Annotated in this window: 16 protein-coding genes; all 16 read right to left on the reverse strand. The window is 41.5% G+C overall.

Annotation, left to right across the window (positions count from 1 at the left end; genetic code table 11):
* Nucleotides 1-155: 155 nt before the first annotated feature.
* The 16 genes from ricA to ymfI all read right to left on the reverse strand — a co-directional run bounded on the left by ricA (nucleotide 156) and on the right by ymfI (nucleotide 18445).
* The gene (gene ricA, locus JJ692_RS12700; RefSeq protein ID WP_008358013.1) at nucleotides 156-590 is read right to left on the reverse strand and encodes a regulatory iron-sulfur-containing complex subunit RicA; all 435 of its coding nucleotides are present in this window, start codon (nucleotides 588-590) and stop codon (nucleotides 156-158) included.
* 1 nt (nucleotide 591) lies between these two features.
* On the reverse strand, nucleotides 592-2118 hold the full coding sequence (gene miaB, locus JJ692_RS12705) for a tRNA (N6-isopentenyl adenosine(37)-C2)-methylthiotransferase MiaB (RefSeq protein WP_149126640.1): 1527 nt from the start codon (nucleotides 2116-2118) through the stop codon (nucleotides 592-594).
* A gap of 150 nt (nucleotides 2119-2268) precedes the next feature.
* Complete coding sequence (locus tag JJ692_RS12710; RefSeq protein ID WP_206533842.1) at nucleotides 2269-3450, reverse strand: glycine C-acetyltransferase; 1182 nt, start codon at nucleotides 3448-3450, stop codon at nucleotides 2269-2271.
* The gene (gene tdh / locus JJ692_RS12715; protein WP_206533843.1) at nucleotides 3447-4511 is read right to left on the reverse strand and encodes an L-threonine 3-dehydrogenase; all 1065 of its coding nucleotides are present in this window, start codon (nucleotides 4509-4511) and stop codon (nucleotides 3447-3449) included. The genes JJ692_RS12710 and tdh overlap by 4 nt, the downstream gene beginning before the upstream one ends.
* 173 nt (nucleotides 4512-4684) lie before the next feature.
* A complete protein-coding gene (locus JJ692_RS12720) occupies nucleotides 4685-7729 on the reverse strand; it encodes an efflux RND transporter permease subunit (RefSeq protein ID WP_206533844.1) in 3045 nt (1014 codons plus the stop codon).
* A gap of 202 nt (nucleotides 7730-7931) precedes the next feature.
* The gene (spoVS, locus tag JJ692_RS12725; protein ID WP_003211281.1) at nucleotides 7932-8192 is read right to left on the reverse strand and encodes a stage V sporulation protein SpoVS; all 261 of its coding nucleotides are present in this window, start codon (nucleotides 8190-8192) and stop codon (nucleotides 7932-7934) included.
* Nucleotides 8193-8394: 202 nt separating this feature from the next.
* Entirely contained in the window at nucleotides 8395-9189 is a 795-nt protein-coding gene (locus tag JJ692_RS12730; protein WP_206533845.1) for a TIGR00282 family metallophosphoesterase, read from the reverse strand.
* Between the two features lie 90 nt (nucleotides 9190-9279).
* Nucleotides 9280-10842 carry a ribonuclease Y gene (gene rny / locus JJ692_RS12735; protein WP_003211958.1) on the reverse strand — a complete coding sequence of 521 codons (1563 nt, stop codon included), beginning with the start codon at nucleotides 10840-10842 and terminating at the stop codon, nucleotides 9280-9282.
* 233 nt (nucleotides 10843-11075) lie between these two features.
* On the reverse strand, nucleotides 11076-12251 hold the full coding sequence (locus JJ692_RS12740) for a serine hydrolase domain-containing protein (RefSeq protein ID WP_024424110.1): 1176 nt from the start codon (nucleotides 12249-12251) through the stop codon (nucleotides 11076-11078).
* 143 nt (nucleotides 12252-12394) lie between these two features.
* Nucleotides 12395-13438: a recombinase RecA gene (gene recA / locus JJ692_RS12745; protein WP_024424111.1), complete on the reverse strand. Its 1044-nt coding sequence runs from the start codon at nucleotides 13436-13438 to the stop codon at nucleotides 12395-12397.
* 178 nt (nucleotides 13439-13616) lie between these two features.
* Nucleotides 13617-14867: a competence/damage-inducible protein A gene (locus JJ692_RS12750; RefSeq protein ID WP_024424112.1), complete on the reverse strand. Its 1251-nt coding sequence runs from the start codon at nucleotides 14865-14867 to the stop codon at nucleotides 13617-13619.
* A gap of 16 nt (nucleotides 14868-14883) precedes the next feature.
* Nucleotides 14884-15465: a CDP-diacylglycerol--glycerol-3-phosphate 3-phosphatidyltransferase gene (pgsA, locus tag JJ692_RS12755; protein WP_070325845.1), complete on the reverse strand. Its 582-nt coding sequence runs from the start codon at nucleotides 15463-15465 to the stop codon at nucleotides 14884-14886.
* 74 nt (nucleotides 15466-15539) lie between these two features.
* Complete coding sequence (locus JJ692_RS12760) at nucleotides 15540-16439, reverse strand: helix-turn-helix domain-containing protein (RefSeq protein ID WP_151039480.1); 900 nt, start codon at nucleotides 16437-16439, stop codon at nucleotides 15540-15542.
* A 23-nt stretch (nucleotides 16440-16462) separates the two neighbouring features.
* Nucleotides 16463-17254, reverse strand: a complete 792-nt coding sequence (locus JJ692_RS12765) for a DUF3388 domain-containing protein (protein WP_003211480.1) — start codon at nucleotides 17252-17254, stop codon at nucleotides 16463-16465.
* Between the two features lie 131 nt (nucleotides 17255-17385).
* On the reverse strand, nucleotides 17386-17643 hold the full coding sequence (locus JJ692_RS12770; RefSeq protein ID WP_024424114.1) for a DUF3243 domain-containing protein: 258 nt from the start codon (nucleotides 17641-17643) through the stop codon (nucleotides 17386-17388).
* 73 nt (nucleotides 17644-17716) lie between these two features.
* Nucleotides 17717-18445 carry an elongation factor P 5-aminopentanone reductase gene (gene ymfI / locus JJ692_RS12775; RefSeq protein WP_024427021.1) on the reverse strand — a complete coding sequence of 243 codons (729 nt, stop codon included), beginning with the start codon at nucleotides 18443-18445 and terminating at the stop codon, nucleotides 17717-17719.
* Between the last annotated feature and the right edge of the window lie 8 nt (nucleotides 18446-18453).

The following is an 18453-nucleotide window of genomic DNA, read 5'->3' on the forward strand; positions in this document are numbered from 1 at the left end:
GAATCAATTCATTTTTAGTTGATAACACTTCAATATAATATTTATTTTTTACGAAATATAAGGGCTACTGCATCAACATTTTGTTGTTGATGCAGTAGCAAAATACAAATAACATATATTCTATATAATAAAAACCCCGCATCTGCGGGGTTTTCTCATTTAATGGAGCAACTTGGTGATGAGTTTTTTACTTTTGAACCGGTTTCTCCTAATAAGAGGTCGCCGCCGGTTGAAAGAATGATTTCATCTGTTACTTGATTCGAAATTGTGTGCGCTACAAGCTGAAGCAGGGAATTGACTTCCATTTGTGATTCTTTGAATTCTTGAATGACTGGGATGTCATCCAGTTCTTCTTGCAGGGCATCGATTTTTTCTTCGACTTGCTTTAAGGCTTCATGTTTGCCGTAATGCTTTAAGTTCACAGCTTGTTTTTGAAGCGCCTTAATTTGATTAATGATCGTTGAAATTTTTGTATTTTCATTGATTTGCGCTTCTGCTTTTTTGAAGAAATCAACTTCTTCCGTTTCAGAAATCATTTTAGCGAGCTCTCTTGCGCGCTCGACAATCTCTTTCTTTGAATAAAGTGTCATTTTAATTCACCTCGATAGCTTCTCCAACCATTTCTCCGTCAAGAGACCAAGTTTTGGCTTGTGTGATTTTCACTTTGACGATGTTGCCAATCGCTTCTTTTGGTGCTTTAAAATTCACAAGCTTGCTTTTACTTGTATATCCGGCTAGGATCTCAGGGTTGTTTTTACTTTCACCCTCTACTAATACTTCGACAATCTGCCCTTCATATTCCTTCATTTTTTTCGCAGAAATTTCATTCACAAGTGCATTTAGGCGCTGCAGACGTTCTTTTTTCACACGCATTGGCACGTTGTCTTTCATTTTCGCTGCCGGCGTTCCTTCTCTTGGAGAATAAATGAATGTATAAGCAGCATCAAACTCAACCTCGCGATAAAGCGAAAGTGTTTCTTCAAACTGCTCATCTGTTTCATTTGGGAACCCAACAATAATGTCCGTTGTTAATGAAGCATTCGGCATAGCTTCTTTGATTTTGCGCACAAGATCAAGGTAACGCTCACGGTCATATTTTCTCGCCATAAGTTTCAGCACAGAAGAACTTCCGGATTGAACTGGCAGGTGAATATGATCGAGAAGGTTTCCGCCCTTGGCAAGCACTTCAATTAAGTGATCATCAAAATCACGCGGGTGACTTGTTGTAAAACGGATACGCGGAATATCAATTTTTCGCAGCTCATCCATCAGGTGGCCAAGACCATATTCCATATCTTCAAAATCTTTTCCATATGCATTCACGTTTTGACCAAGAAGGGTAATTTCCTTATATCCTTCTGCCGCTAAACGTCTGACCTCTTGAATAATTTCATCTGGGCGGCGGCTTCTTTCCTTGCCGCGCGTGTAAGGCACGATACAGTATGTACAGAATTTATCACAGCCGTACATAATGTTCACCCAGCCCTTGATTTTACCTTGACGGGCTCTTGGAAGGTTCTCAATCACGTCGCCTTCTTTTGACCAAACCTCAATGACCATTTCTTTTGAAAGGTAGCATTCAGATAACAGCTCTGGCAGGCGGTGAATGTTGTGCGTGCCAAAAATCAAGTCAACAAATGGGTGTTTCTTCAAAATACGGTTCACGACAGATTCTTCTTGTGACATACATCCGCAGACACCTAAAATTAAATCTGGCTTTTCACGTTTTAATGCTTTTAAATGTCCAAGCTCTCCAAACACTTTATTTTCTGCATTCTCACGAATAGCACAAGTGTTTAATAAGATAACATTTGCATCTTCCGTTGAGTTTGTTGGTTCATAGCCAAGCGCCATAAAAATACCAGCCATCACTTCTGTGTCATGCTCATTCATTTGACAGCCATATGTGCGAATATAAAACTTGCGGCCGTTTCCTAACCCTTGAAACTGCTCGTTAATTTGAAATTGATTGTATTCAACTTCTTCTTTACCCCGTTTTTTTGCATCTTTTAAGGAAGGCGGAATGTACACAGCTTCAAAATATTTGCTGTAGTCCTTCTCGGATTTTTTGTCCGATGAACTTACTTGTCCGCTCGCTTTTCTCTGCTCTTCATTCATGAATTTGTACTCCTTTCAAACCAAGTTCCACCCTACAGTATAGACTATTTTGTGATGAATTGAAAATAAATCATATACGGTTCTTCTATGAAAATTGCCTATTAGTCATAACCATTTTTCACAAAAAGAAAAAAGAGAGCCTGCGCTCTCTCAATCAAGTATGTTTAGTTTTTTTGCTTCTTCTTCAATGATTGTCAGTGCCCGGTCTAGTTCTTCTTTTGTGTGCTCGGCTGTGATGATGGCTCTAATTCTTGCCTTGCCTTTTGCTACAGTTGGGAAGGCGATGCCTTGGGCAAACACGCCTCGTTCTATTAAAGCCTTTGAGAATCGAAAAGTAAGTGCTTCGTCTCCAATCATGATTGGGATAATCGGTGTCTCTGTTGGGGCGACTTGAAATCCTAGGCTGATGACCTTTTCTTTAAAATAAGCGGCGTTCTCCCAAAGTGTATCGATTCGTTCCGGTTCATCTAACAGCACTTCAATCGCTTCTTCACACGCTCTAGTTACAGCTGGCGGATGAGAGGTGCTGAATAAAAACGGTCTTGCTTTATGCTTTAAATAATCAATTAAAACCGCTGAACCAGCCACATAGCCGCCGAGCACTCCGACAGCCTTACTAAGTGTCCCGACCTGAATGTGCACTCTGCCGTCCAGTTTAAAATGGTTGACCGTCCCGCGGCCATTCTCACCAAGCACGCCCGAGGCATGCGCATCGTCTACCATCACAAATGCATCATATGCCTCTGCGAGCCTGACGATCTCAGGAAGTGGCGCGATATCTCCATCCATCGAGAATACACCGTCTGTAACGATGAGGCGGACGCGGTAATTCATTGATTTTTTCAAAATCTTCTCCAGCTCTTCCATATTGGAATGACCGTATACCTTTTTATCTGCTTTTGTTAATCGGATGCCATCAATAATTGAGGCATGATTCAGTTCATCCGAAATGACAATATCATCTTTTGTCAAGATACTGGATAAGACCCCTTGATTGGTCGTAAAGCCTGATTGGAACACAAGTGCTGCTTCTGTCTTTTTAAATGCAGCAAGCTTTTTTTCAAGACGTTCATGCATCGTCATTGTGCCGGCGATGGTACGTACAGATCCTGTACCCGCACCGAATTCATCGATTGCCTCTTTTGCTGCTTTCATCAGCCTTGGGTGTGAGGTGAGGCCTAAGTAGTTATTTGAGGAGAGTTGTATGACAGATTGTTCATTTAATGTCACAGTGGATGATTGTTTTGAGTCGATCTCTTTCAAAGTTTGGTGGGTGCCTTGCTGCTTCATTGTGTCCAATTCATCTTGTAAATACGTGAATTCTTTCATCATTTCTTCCCCCTTTGATATGATGGCATCATCAGTACGACTTTCCCGCACGTACCGCTTTGCATAAGTTCAAATCCCTTTTCGAACTCTTCAAATGGCAGTGTATGAGTGATAACTGGCTTTACATCAATGGTATTCGTTCTTAATAGCTCAGATACTTGACGCCACGTCTCAAACATTTTTCTCCCCGTGATCCCTTGCACGGTTAATCCCCTAAAAACAATTTGATTCGTAATATCAATTGTCACTGGCCGTTCTGGCAAGCTTAGTATATTGACTTTTCCTCCATTTGCACAAGCTTCGAGTGCTTGATTAATGGCAGCTGGATGACCTGACATCTCACACATTACGTCTGCCCCTTCCATCCGCGTGAGCTGCTTAATTATCGCGACTGGATCACCTTTTCCAATATCCACGATATGATCTGCACCCATTTTTCGGGCAAGATCGAGCCTGTATTCATTTTTATCAACAGCGAACACTTGAACAGCCCCGGAGGCTTTTGCAACAGCGATTGCCATTAAACCGATTGGTCCGCAGCCAAAAATCGCCACTGATTTACCTGAAACAGGTGTGTGCAGTACTGTATGGACTGCATTTCCTAGCGGCTCTTGTATAGAGGCAAGCTCAACCGGCATTTGAGCTGGATTATGCCACACATTTTGTTCAGGTACTTTGACATATTCAGCAAAACAGCCATCAATGTCTACCCCTAAAATTTTCGTTTCACTGCACAAATGCTGCTGCCCTGTTAAGCACATATAACATTGATTACATACAACATGCGTCTCAGCCGATACAAAGTCCCCTACCTTTGCTCGTGAGACCTGCTTCCCCACTTTAACAACTTCCCCTGTAAATTCATGTCCAAAAATGTAAGGCGCTTTGACTCTTCCCTTAGCCCAGTCATCCCAATTATAAATATGCACGTCTGTTCCGCATATCGAAGTGGCTTTCACTTGGATCAAAACTTCATGATCTTTGATTTCTGGAATCGGCATCTCCATCATCACCGCTCCGTAAGCGCTTTCTTTTTTAACAATTGCTTTCATCGTTCCACACATGACGTACAACCCCTTTGTTAAAAAACTTCTCCCAATCAGATTTTAACACGACTTATTTTAGTCGTAAATACCACTGTCTACTAGAAAAAGACAAATGAACACCCCACGTATTTTTTTGGATATTTTTCTAAAAAAAAGCAAATCTCCTTTCGATCGGAGATTTGCTTTCATCGTCAGCGTTTCTTTGAAACGGCAACATATAGTGCTGGCACAATGAATAAGGTCAGTATTGTTGAGAAAAAGACACCAGATACAATGCAGATGGCCAGCGGCTTAAAGAGTGGATCATGACTTAATGCAACAGGCATTAGTGCAACAAGTGCCGTAAATGCTGTTAAGAGAATCGGTCTAATCCTTGCTCTTCCTGCTTCAATGACAGCTGTCTGTTGATCAAACCCTTGCTTGCGCCGCTGTTCAATAAATTCGAATAGGACGACCGCATTTCGGACGACAATACCAGCCAATGAGACAATTCCCATTGTTGCCATAAAGCTGAATGGTGTTTGTGTGACAAACAGTCCGATAATGGCTCCTGATACGGCTAAGTAAACCGTTCCTAGAACTAACAGCGGAAGCATCAATGAATTGAACTGGAATGCGATGGTCACGTAAATGAGCAGCAAGACTACTGCAAATAAGAGACTAATTTCAATAAAGAACTGGGTCTGATTTTCATTTTCTCCACCCTGTAAGATGGTCAAATCCTTCGCTGCAGCGCTTTTCCCCACTTGATTGACGACTTCTTTCATATCGTCTTTAAACGAATCTGATGCGCCGGGATACGCCTTCAGCGTAATGGTCGGAACTCCATTTTCATGTGGAATGCTTTCGTACTGCTCTGTTTCTTTTTCTTTTACATATCGGCTAAGAGACTCGAGTGAAGGCATACCGCCTTCATTTGAATTCACAGGCACTTTTATTTCATTTAGCTTTAATCCATTTTGATGTATACCTACATCCTGTTTGACTACTAAGTCGATATCATTTGTTCCTTGTTTAAAGCTGCCTAATGGCATGCCTTCAGTCACAAGACCGAGCTGTCTGCTGACAAATTGAGCACTGAGCCCATCCTCTGCCATTCGCTCACGGTTTAATTCAAAGGAGATCGTTTTCACCGGCTGATTGACATCATCCGTAATCAAGCTTGCTCCTTTGTCTTTCATTTCATTTGTCAGCGTTTCTTTGACATCAATGAGCTTTGAAAAAGAGTCACCCGCAACCGTTACTGTCACTGGCGCTCCAGTTGGCGGTCCTTGTACAATGGTTTTCATAAAGATTTCAGCCTCTTTGAATGTCTCTCGCAAAGGCTCGGTCATACGATCTATTAATGCCTTACTTGTCATCTGATCATTGTCTACTCTCACGACAACCTGACCCGTGTGGTCACTTGCATTTGAAATACTTTCATTAAACAGGTTCGGCACACCGCCGCCTGCAAAAATCGCCGTTTCTTCAATGCCTTTTTGCTGTTTGACCTCTTGTTCTATTTTCTTTAATGTTTCATTTGTTTTGTCTAATGTTGTTTCACTTGGAAGCGTGACAGTGACGACCACTTCTTTCTTATTCGCCGCAGGGAAAAATTCAAATGGTGTGACGAAAATAAGTAAAAAAGCAAGTGTTGCAACGAGCAAACCACTTAGTCCAATAACGAGCGGCCGCTTCACAATGTTTGTCAGCACACGGTCTGCATAGAAATCAGCCAGCCTTTTTAATGGTTTCCCTAGGAATCCCGGCTCTTTTTGACTGTTTTTGTTCTTTCTTTTCCGGTTCACAGTATATTGATAGACCGGTACAAGTGTCAGAGAAATCACCATGGACGCAAGCACAGTCGTCACTAGAACAGACGGTAATGCCCGAATAAATGAACCGTTTGCACCTGATAGGAATACAAGCGGCAGGAAGGCAAACACAACAGCTAGTGTTGATGTCAAAATGGACCCTGCGACTTCTTTCACCCCTGCAATTGTTCCTTTAAGCGGACTTTCGTATTTTTTCATTTGTCTTAAAATATTATCATTGACGACAATGGCATCATCGACAAGTATCCCTAAAGCAATGATAAAGCCGATGATCGAAATTTGATTGAGGTCCACTTGTAAAAATGGCAGCGGAATCGTTCCAATTGTAATGGATAGCGGAATGGCGAGTGAAACGATAAACGCCCCGCCAATCGTGAGTCCAAGTGTGGTAACAATTATGACAGCAATGACCGCAACAATGGCTTCTTTTATTAAATCATTGAAAATGGTATCCACTTCACTTTTTTGTGAATAGTAGTCTACCCACTCCACCCCATTTGGCAGCTGCTTTTCTTTCTCAATGACATCACTGACTTTGTCATACATTTTAGGAATATCAAGCCCTTGTTTAATATTCACAGTAAATGAATAAGCGGGCTTTCCGTTATACGACACAATATCACTTTTCTGTTTTTCTACTTCTTTTAAACTGCCAAGCTGACTAATTGTGACCGGCTCTCTTTTTGTTTTTGAGAAAAGCTCAATTTTTTTAACTTGATCTAAGCGGTCATATGTATCGATGGACAGCTTCACCTTCTCTTTGCCTGCCCGAATATCGCCAAGTGGAGATGTGTCAAATTCCTGATTGATGGCATTTGTGACATCAGTTACATTGAGCCCTTCACCCTCCAGCTTGTTTGAATTTAAGTTTAATAGCGCTTGTTTGTCATTGAAGCCTTTGATAATGACACTGTCTACCCCTTTGATGTCCTCTACTTTTTCCTTCAATGCACGCAGCGATTGCTGACTCTTTGCTAAGTCCGATGATTCATTTGACACAATCATATAAGAGCCAACCGGCACGCTGCCAAATTCATCCTTTACTTCCGGCTCCTTCACCCCGTCAGGAAAAGACGACGCAGCACTTGTGGTTTCATTCTTAATTTGATTTGCCACCTTTTGAAAGTCGGCTTGGTCCTCAATTTCAAGCACAATATTTGAGAAACCAATGGCAGAAATTGAGCTCGTTTTCTCTACACCATTGATATCTGATAGGGCTGATTCCAGTTTATTGGTGACATCTCTTTCCACCTGTTTTGCATCCGCACCAGGAAAAACGGTAGAAATCGTGACGAGATTCGCCTCGAATTCTGGCAGTTCTCGTTTAGGAAGCTGCGCGAATAAATAGCCGCCAGCAATGAGAACGATAAAAAATAAAATAAAAACAAGCTTTCCTCTTTTCAAAAAAGCTTCAAACATTATTTCACCTACTTAAATATTTATTTTTGATGAAGTAAATTCAACTTAATCTTAATTTATCATCATGGTGAAAAAATGCAAGCTCTAATATGTCATATTTATCTATTTCACGAACTGAATATGTTATATAAGAAATGTATAGCGGTAAACAAAAACAACCTGCTTACATGATGTAAGCAGGTTGAAAATAATAAAATTAGAATTATCGTGGTTCAACAATCAATTTGATGGCTGTTCTTTCTTCTCCATCGATCAGAATGTCAGTAAAGGCTGGAATGCATATCAAATCCACTCCGCTTGGCGCGACAAATCCCCTTGCAATGGCGACAGCCTTAACCGCCTGATTCAGTGCTCCAGCGCCGATTGCTTGTATTTCCGCTGCACCGCGTTCACGTAAAACGCCGGCTAATGCTCCTGCTACTGAATTCGGATTTGACTTTGCTGAAACTTTTAAAATTTCCATTTCTGCTCCCCCTTAAATTTACAATGGATAAGTGAGTGTTCATTAGAACAATCTTTGTTAGATGATGCTATTTTTTTGAAAATCCATCCCCAAAATGTTTTTCAAAAATAGCAGGCTACCTACCATTTTTACTATAATCACGATAGAGGGCGCATATTCCTTCTTTCTGATTAATATTTTTCTGAAATAAATATGTGAACATTTATTCAAAGAAAATATGGTCATCATTTATCAAAATTCGATCAATTTTGACAGCTTTTTTCGACTGTTCGTCAATTTCTACGATTACTGCACTTAACGTCGTGCGGCCTTCTGCAATTTCAAACCGGACTGGGAGACTTGTTTTGAATCGTTTAATGATCGTTTCTCGGTCAACACCTAAAATGCCATCATAAGGTCCTGTCATCCCGACATCTGAAATATACGCAGTTCCTTTTGGCAATACGCGGTTATCTGCTGTTTGAACATGTGTATGCGTGCCAACGACACATGATGCACGGCCGTCTGTATACCAGCCCATCGCCTGTTTTTCGCTTGTGGCTTCACCATGAAAATCAATAAAAATAAACGGTGTCCGTTTGGATGCTTCCGCAATTAATTCATCTACTTTTTGAAATGGGCAGTCAATTGGCGGTAAAAACGTACGTCCTTGTAGGTTGATGACAGCCAATTCTTTTCCTTGTTTTTTAATAAACGTGAGACCTTTTCCAGGTGTGCCTTCTGGGAAGTTAGCAGGGCGGACCATATTAGCTACATCATCGATGAAATCGAAAATGTCTCTTTTATCCCATGTATGGTTGCCCATTGTGAGCACATCAGCTCCTGCTTGCAGCAGCTCATGATAGATTTTTTCAGTTAGACCTTTCCCGTGAGCAGCATTTTCTCCGTTGACAATGGTAAAGTGCGGCTGATATTTTTTCTTTAGCTTTGGCAAATATTCTTTCAGTGTGTCTCTGCCAGGTGAACCGACAATATCTCCAACAAATAATATTTTCATGCGCTTTTGAACCCTTTCTCTTTTAAATTGATCTTCTTATCAGTGTTGCATATTTACACAAAAAAATAAAGCGGCGCTAAGCGCACCGCTCTATTTTGCATACTCTACTGCGCGAGTTTCTCGAATGACTGTCACTTTAATGTGACCAGGGTAATCGAGCTCGTCCTCAATTCGCTTACGAATATCCCTTGCTAGACGGTGAGCTTCAAGATCATTAATTGAATCTGGCTTCACCATAATACGTACTTCACGTCCAGCCTGTATCGCAAACGATTTTTCAACACCTTCATAAGATTCAGAGATATCTTCTAATTTCTCAAGTCTCCGAATGTAATTTTCAAGCGTCTCACTTCTTGCACCAGGGCGTGCTGCAGATAATGCATCAGCTGCCGCAACAAGAACAGCGATAATAGATGTCGGTTCTTGGTCACCGTGGTGAGAGGCAATACTGTTGATGACAACAGGATGCTCTTTATATTTCGTCGCAAGCTCAACGCCAATTTCTACGTGGCTTCCTTCTACTTCGTGATCAATGGCTTTTCCAATGTCATGCAGAAGACCTGCTCGTTTTGCAAGCTTTGCATCTTCTCCAAGCTCTGAAGCCATGAGACCTGCAAGATGTGCAACCTCAATTGAATGCTTCAGGACATTTTGTCCATAACTTGTACGGAATTTTAAGCGGCCGAGAATTTTGATCAGATCCGGATGCAGACCGTGAACTCCGACTTCGAATGTCGTTTGCTCACCCATCTCGCGGATATAATCATCGACTTCACGGCGTGATTTTTCCACCATTTCTTCAATTCGTGCAGGATGAATGCGGCCATCCTGGACTAGCTTGTCCAGAGCTATCCTCGCTGTTTCACGTCTAATCGGATCAAAGCCCGATAGTATAACAGCTTCAGGTGTATCATCTATGATCAAGTCAATACCTGTTAACGTTTCTAACGTACGGATATTTCGTCCTTCACGTCCGATAATACGACCTTTCATCTCATCATTTGGAAGATTGACTACAGATACCGTTGTTTCAGCCACATGATCAGCTGCACAACGCTGTAACGCAAGTGAAAGAATATTTTTCGCCTTTTTGTCAGCCTCTTCTTTCGCTCGGTTTTCAGATTCTTTCGTCATGACTGCAATGTCGTGGGAAAGCTCATTTTCAACTTGATCCAGAATGATTTGTTTCGCTTCATCTCGAGTTAGACTTGAAATACGTTCCAACTCGGCTTTCTGCAAACGAATCATATCATCCACTTTGCTTTCCATCTCTTCAATATGTTGTTGTCGTTCATTCAGAGAATGATCTCTCTTCTCCAACAGGGACTCCCGTTTATCTAAAGATTCGTCTTTGCGATCAAGATTTTCCTCTTTTTGAAGTAAACGGTTTTCTTGTCTTTGAAGCTCATTTCGTCTTTCACGAACTTCTTGCTCCGCCTCTACACGAAACGAATGAATTTCATCTTTCGCTTCCAAGAGCGCTTCTTTCTTCAATGCTTCCGCATCACGCTTTGCATCCTCAACAATTTGTTCGGCCATGTTTCTTGCGCCGGATATTTTTGCTTCTGCAATGGTTTTACGAACAAAGTAGCCAACAACTAAACAGATTAGGCTCAGCAAAATGGAGATGATCGTAAACATCGTAGGCGACATATTTTCACCTCCTCTTGCTATGAACTTGGTTTTACAAATAAAGTGTCGGCATGTACATTGTTTTGTGTCTCAACATACAGGGCCTTCACAGGGAATGAGATCCTCACTGCCCTTGTCAAGTTTAAATTAGTTATCAATCATGTTAAGAAAAACAAGTGATACATTCCCATTGTAATTGTGTCGGAAATACTTGTCAAGCTAGCCATCTTAGCGTTTGCAAAAGCAAATCAGAATTATTCTTGATTCAGCAGCTGATATACTTTATTGTTCACTTGGCCCAGTTTAGTGTTATTTTGTATATTGGAGAACAAAACAACGATGGTTTGACCAGATTTGCTAAAGCTGTTCAAAATGTTGAAGCCCGGCACGACACCATGGCTTGAATAGCTACCGGGAGCAACATAAAATCCCATTCCGTATGTGGAGCTGCTTCCTGGCGTAAACATCTTTTTATAGCTCTTCTGCGAATACAGTTTGCCGTCTATCAGGGCTTGGTCAAATTTGTACATATCTATAGCACTCATATAAATATCTCCAGCACCGTAAAGCTGAGATAGATCGGGCATATATGGTGTAACCGCTTTGCTGCCTTTCAGCTTATACCCGACAGCAGGATAAGGTTCTTTTTCATATGTTTTGTAAAAGCCTGCATGCGTCATCCCCGCCGGTTTAAAAATATGATTCTTTATATATTGTTCATAGGACTCACCGCTCACTTCAGCAACAATATAAGCAAGAACAGAATAGTTTGAATCCTTGTAGCCCCATACACCCGGCTGACGATTAATTCCCTGACGTTCTATGTCTTTTATTAATTCGTCCGGAGTAATTACGGCGTTTCCTTCAATATGTCCGTTTATTCCCGATGTATGTGTCAGCAGATTTTTCAAAGTAATCGCTTGTCCGTTAGGGAAATGAGGTAAATACGTGCTTACCGAATCACTTGTCTGAAGTTTCCCCTTTTCCTCAAGCTGCAAAATAGCGGTTGCAATCAGCGCTTTTTGTGACGAACCGACATAAAAAGATGTCAAAGGATTATTTCGAACTTTTTGTTTACGGTCTGCATAACCAAAACCTTTATTTGTTACGATTTCTCCATTTCTAACAATCATGGCTGTTCCGCTGAAACCGATCCCATTTAAATAACTGCTGATTTTGTGATTACGGTCCACTGTTTTGATTTGTTTCTCTGATATTTTAGCGGTTTTCCTTTTAACTTCTTTATTCTGGCTGTTTTCTAAAGCTACTGCAGTTTTTTGAAACGGGTTCTTCTCTTCACTATTTCGATGAAGCACATTCCACATCGTTAAGCAAATCATCGCTGCTAAAAAAACAAGCACAAGTTTTCCCCTCTGACTTGGTTGTTTCCGGCTGTGTTTTGCATTTCTTCTGCGGGTCGGGCTTGTCATTCGTTTTTCCTCCCAAAATAAATGCCATTTTGTACAATTTAGACGGATGAAATACTGAAAAAGTTGTCGAAAGTTTTTTGCAAAATAAAAAAGGCTGAGTTTTTTCACCCAGCCTTTTTTATCATTTCATACTGATTTAATTTTTATTCTAATTCTAATTGTTCTAGCGCCTCTTCAGATTCCTGTTGCACTGTTCCGTTATTATCCAAACCGTAATGTTCGCGAATTTGCTCCTGGATCATCAGCATGATATCTTTATTTTCTTTTAGGAACTGTTTCGCATTTTCACGGCCTTGTCCAAGACGTTCCTCTTGGTAAGAATACCAAGCACCGCTCTTTTGTACGATATCTAGCTCGCTTCCAAGGTCGATGATTTCTCCCTCTTTTGAGATCCCTTCACCGTACATAATGTCTACTTCGGCAATACGGAATGGCGGTGCTACTTTGTTTTTGACCACTTTAATTCTCGTTTTATTCCCCATAATGTCATTGCCTTGTTTCAGCTGTTCAGCACGGCGCACTTCTAAACGAACAGACGAATAGAACTTCAGCGCACGTCCACCTGGCGTTGTTTCAGGGTTACCGAACATGACCCCAACTTTTTCACGAATTTGGTTAATAAAGATGGCAATTGTTTTTGATTTATTGATAGCACCTGATAGTTTACGAAGTGCTTGGGACATCAAACGTGCTTGAAGACCAACATGTGAATCACCCATATCTCCTTCAATCTCTGCTTTTGGTACAAGAGCAGCTACAGAGTCAATAACAACAATATCAACTGCCCCGCTGCGGACAAGAGCTTCTGCAATTTCAAGTGCTTGCTCTCCTGTATCCGGCTGAGAAAGTAACAGTTCATCAATGTTGACACCTAGTTTTTGAGCGTAAACTGGATCGAGTGCATGCTCTGCATCAATAAATGCAGCTTGTCCTCCCTGCTGCTGAACTTCAGCAATGGCATGAAGGGCTACTGTCGTTTTACCAGAACTCTCTGGACCATATACTTCGATAATACGGCCTCGGGGATATCCGCCTATTCCAAGCGCAGTATCAAGTGCTAACGAACCACTAGGTACTGTTGAAATACGTGTATCTGTTTGCTCTCCTAGTTTCATAATAGAGCCTTTACCAAACTGTTTTTCTATTTGTTTAAGAGCCATATCTAAGGCTGCTTGACGATCACTCATTCTATTGTTTCCTCCTTTATCAATTCCACTATCTATACTATACCTTGTTTTACGTCATTTGCCAAGAAAAAAACGAACACATATTCGATTTTTTTCTCGGTAGATTTTTTAAGAAAAGAGTGTTTTCTATTAGAAAAAACGCTCTTTTATAAAGGAGTAAACCTAACAAAAAACAAAATTAACTCTCTTTTAATAAGTTGAGTAAGTGATGCAGACCATATTTCACAGCGCGCTTTCGAATGCCTGACCGGCTGCCTGTAAACATCCATTCAAACACGTCCGTCTGGTCTTTCGTCGATAGTCCAATGAACACTTTTCCAACAGGCTGACCCTCTTGGGTATCAGGTCCTGCTACACCCGTAAAGCTAATGCCAATATCACTTCCGGTCAGCTTTCTAACCCCTTCAGCAAGCTCTAAAGCACACTCTTTGCTGACAGCACCATGAGAAGACAATGTTTCTTCCCGGCAGCCAAGTACCTGCTGCTTGACTTGGTTTGTATAACAAACCACACTTCCGTTCAAAATGGATGATGCTCCTTCGAGATCTGTCAGCCATTCGGAGAACATTCCGCCAGTCAGGCTTTCTGCTGCTGCTACTGTTTTCCCGTGCTCGTGCAAGGCTTTGGACGCTTCGCGGACAAGTGATGTATCCCCATATCCGTAGAAGTACTCTCCTACCCGCGCTAAAATTTGCGCTTCTGTTTCTTTTAACAGACGCTCTGTTTCTTTTTCATCCTCATGCTTAGCAGTCAGCCTTAGCGTCACTTCACCGTCAGATGCGAGTGGTGCAATCGTCGGGTTGGTTTGAGCATCAATTAAATCTTCTAGGTCTGTTTCAAGCTGCGATTCACCGATTCCGAAGAAGCGCAGAACAACAGACACGATCTTTTCCTTTAAGCCAAGTTTCTCAGAAATCAGCGGCTTTGCCTCGTTTTCAAACATCGGGTGCAGTTCACTTGGCGGTCCAGGAAGAAGCATATAAAACGTATCGTCTTCTTGAACAAACATACCCGGGGCCATCCCGAAACGGTTCACGAGCACATCAGACCCTTCTAGAACGAGTGCCTGCTTACGGTTGTTCGGTGACATAACGCGTCCGGTCTTTAGAAAGTAGTCTTGAATTGATTCAAATGCTTCTTCATTTAGTACAAGCTCTTTGCCAAGCGTACTCGCAATGGTTTCTTTTGTTAAGTCATCTTTGGTTGGTCCAAGACCACCTGAGAAGATAATAAAATTAGATCTTTCCTGCGCCACCTGAATGGCCTGTTTTAAACGCTCTGGATTGTCACCAACTGCTGTGTGATAATAAACATTCACACCAATTTCAGCTAGTTGTTTGCTGATGAATTGTGCATTCGTATTCGTAATTTGCCCTAGCAATAGTTCGGAACCGACTGCAATAATTTCTGCTTTTCTCTCTGACTTCAAAGCGTACACGTCCTTTTTAGTTAGAATTCTTTAAAGCTTCCCAGTTTTTTGCAAAGTAATCCCAGCCTGAGACAACAGTGAAGAACACCGCTACCCACATCGCTAGATCACCAAACGGGAATGACACAAGTTCAAACGGCAGATTATGCAGTAAAAGTGCTGAAATCGCAATGATCTGCGCCCATGTCTTCACTTTTCCAAGCATATTCGCTGCCACTACTTCACCGCCTCCGGCTAATACAAGCCTTAGACCTGTTACAGCAAATTCACGGCTGATGATCACAATCGCCATCCATGCCGGTGTGAGGTTGTATTGAACAAGTATAATTAAAGCAGCTGAAACAAGCAATTTATCTGCAAGCGGATCTAAAAATTTACCAAAGTTCGTCACTAAATTAAGCTTACGTGCATAGTATCCATCAATCCAGTCAGTTGTTGAAGCAATAATAAACAGGATCGCTCCAACAAGGTGCGTCACTTCGATGCTGACGTCGCCAAAGCGCGCAACACCCCAATCTAGCGGTGCAAGCATAATAATCATAAAAACAGGGATCAAGGCGATCCTAGAAAGGGTTATTTTATTCGGTAAGTTAAACATGAAATCCAATCCTCCAATAATGCAATTTTATTATGTATATAATAGTAGGAACAAAAGAAAAGTCATCTACTTGCTTAAGATGACTTTTCCTTTCCTTTATTCACAATCACAATGTTTTGTGTCATGGTGTCCTTAGGGTCTAATTCGTACTTAAGTGTCTCTTCATTTACCTTGATATCAATTCCAGACGCATTGCCTAGACGGATATCGACCTGAGAAAGATCAGACAGGTCTGTTTTAAACGATTCGCCATCTTTTAGTTCACCCATCTTCAGCACTTTTCCAGATTCGTCTCTTACACGCAGCCATGAAGCTTGCGAGGCAGAAATTTTTAACTCCATTTCGTCTGCACCTGATACTTCATACGTTGTTGTCGAGCCTTCTGTATTCGTCGCCTTTAAAGATACAGTTTCATCGTCTTTTGATGAATCATCTTTTTTAGATGATTTTTCTTTATCATCTGACGAAGCTTTTTCTTTTTTCTTTTGATCTTTTGCAAGAGATGAATCCTCAGATACTTCATATTTAGATTCTGATTGCTGAGGAGCCGCCTGATTATTCTTCTGTCCGCTATCATGATTGACCGCCTGCACGATCACATAAATGATGGCGATGACCACAATGATGCCTCCAATAATTAAAATTGTCGGCAATAGTTCAAGCACTTTCGAAGCAGGCTTTGGCAGCTCTCTTTGCGGCTTAATATTCGATAATTTATCAGATACTTCATCGTTATACGTGCTTGGAACATCTTTACGAAATTCTTCGAACAATTGTTCAGGATTCAGTCCAACGGCTTCGGCATATTGTTTAATAAACGCTCTGACGTAAAATTTACCTGGAATAATATCATAGTTTCCTTGTTCGATTGCTAGCAAATAGCGCTTTTGGATCTTGGTCACCGTCTGAAGATCCTCCAGCGACATCCCTTTTTCCTCTCTGGCCTCAACGAGCCGTTTTCCCAATTCAGTCAAAACAAACACCTACCATTACCATATTAAAAATCGAAGCCGGAAAAACCAGAATGATCAAACACTTGTGGTTCTTCAGCGTGTTCATATGTAATCTCTTCGTCTGCGCTATTACGCAATTCAATGATATAGTCGAAATCATCCATTGTATATTCTGAATTTTGAATAAAGATGTCTGGATGCTCGACCACCTTCGTTGCCGGCAGTCTCATAATTTCCCTTAAAAGCTGCAAGTGCTTCTCAGAACCTCTTCTTGTCGACACAATCCCATCAATAATAAAGACGTTATCTGGGCTGTATTCATCTGCGATCAGCTGACTTCGAATCGTCTGTTTCAAAAGAGTTGATGATACAAACAGCCATCTCTTGCTTGCACAAACACTTGAAGCCACAATTGATTCTGTTTTTCCGACACGCGGCATTCCGCGAATCCCAATCAATTTATGTCCTTCTTTTTTAAAGAGTTCAGCCATAAAATCAACAAGAAGACCGAGCTCGTCTCTTTCAAAACGGAACGTCTTTTTGTCATCCGCATCACGCTGTATGTATCTTCCATGACGAACAGCTAAGCGGTCACGAAGCTTCGGCTGTCTTAATTTCGTTACTTTTATCGTTTCCATTGTATTTAAAATTGATTCAAGCCGCTTAATTTGATCTGTGTGGTCACAGCGTAAAAGCATTCCGCGTCTTGATACATCAACACCATTAATTGTCACAATATTAATTGAAAGCATCCCCATTAGAGAAGAAATGTCTCCTAAAAGTCCGGGACGGTTTACCTGTATCTCATATTCAAAATACCATTCGAGCTTTGCCAAATGATATTACCCCCTTCATTGTGGCAAATTTTTACCTTCCTTTATCATAAAGCATTTTCACATTTTTAGAAAGCACAATGTTGTGAAACGGTTAAAATAAAAAGAGAGGCACAAACGACCTCTCTTTTTGTTTAGTGCGAGCTATTATTTTCAACCAGCTTGACCATCATATTTGCAATGGCACGCTGCTCATCTTCTGATGCAACGCTCCAAAGGTCAGCAAGTACTCTTTCCTGCTCGTTCTTTGCCTCAACTTCGTTAGCTAGATATCCGCCAATTTCATACGCAAGGTTATTGATGGTCTCATCTTCTAAACCTTTATCCTGCGCATGATTTAAGCGATCACCTAAAAAGTTTTTCCAATGGTCCCAGTTCTCAAGTACAGACATGTCGATTCCTCCATTCGAAAAGATGAATTACAGCCATAGCTTTTGTCATGGAGAGCCGAATTATACACGTTTTTTAACAGTACCAGCCGCCATTGACAGATAAAATTTGACCTGTGATATAACTTGACTGTTTTGAGGCGAGAAACCAAATGACATCTGCAACCTCCTCAGGCGATGCAAGCCGGCCAAGCGGAATTTCTTCTTCCAGCATTGCGATGTCTTCCTGCGTAAAACGATTCATCATGTCTGTTTTGACAGCACCTGGCGAGACAGCATTTGCTCTAATTCCACTTGGAGCAAGCTCTTTTGCTAATCCTTTGATAAACGCATTTTGCGCACCTTTGACCATGCTGTACAGCACTTCACATGATGCTCCCGTTTCTCCCCATATCGAGCTGACCGCAATGATATGGCCTGCTTTCTTTCGAATCATGGCGGGTAAAAGGGATTGGGTAAGCTCATATGGACTTGTGACATGAAGCTGCACCATACTGGCTAATACGTCTTTTTCTGTGTCTGTCACCAATCCGACATGGCTTCTGCCGCTGTTTAAAACAAGAATATCTGGACAGAGCGGCAGACGGCTGACAAGCTCATCTGCTCCGCCCGTTTTAGATAAATCGGCTTGAACGACGTGCGTTTGAATGGAATATGCCTCATCCAAATGAGCGGCGAGGCGCACAGCTGCCTGTTCATTTTTATGATAATGGAGCATCACATGGCAGCCTTCTTGGGCAAGCTTTTTCGCTGCTGCCTGCCCAATCCCGCCACTGGCACCTGTTATCAGCGCCCAACGACTCATCACATTGA

Source organism: Bacillus sp. 3a, assembly GCF_017161885.1.
GTDB classification, from domain to species: domain Bacteria; phylum Bacillota; class Bacilli; order Bacillales; family Bacillaceae; genus Bacillus; species Bacillus safensis.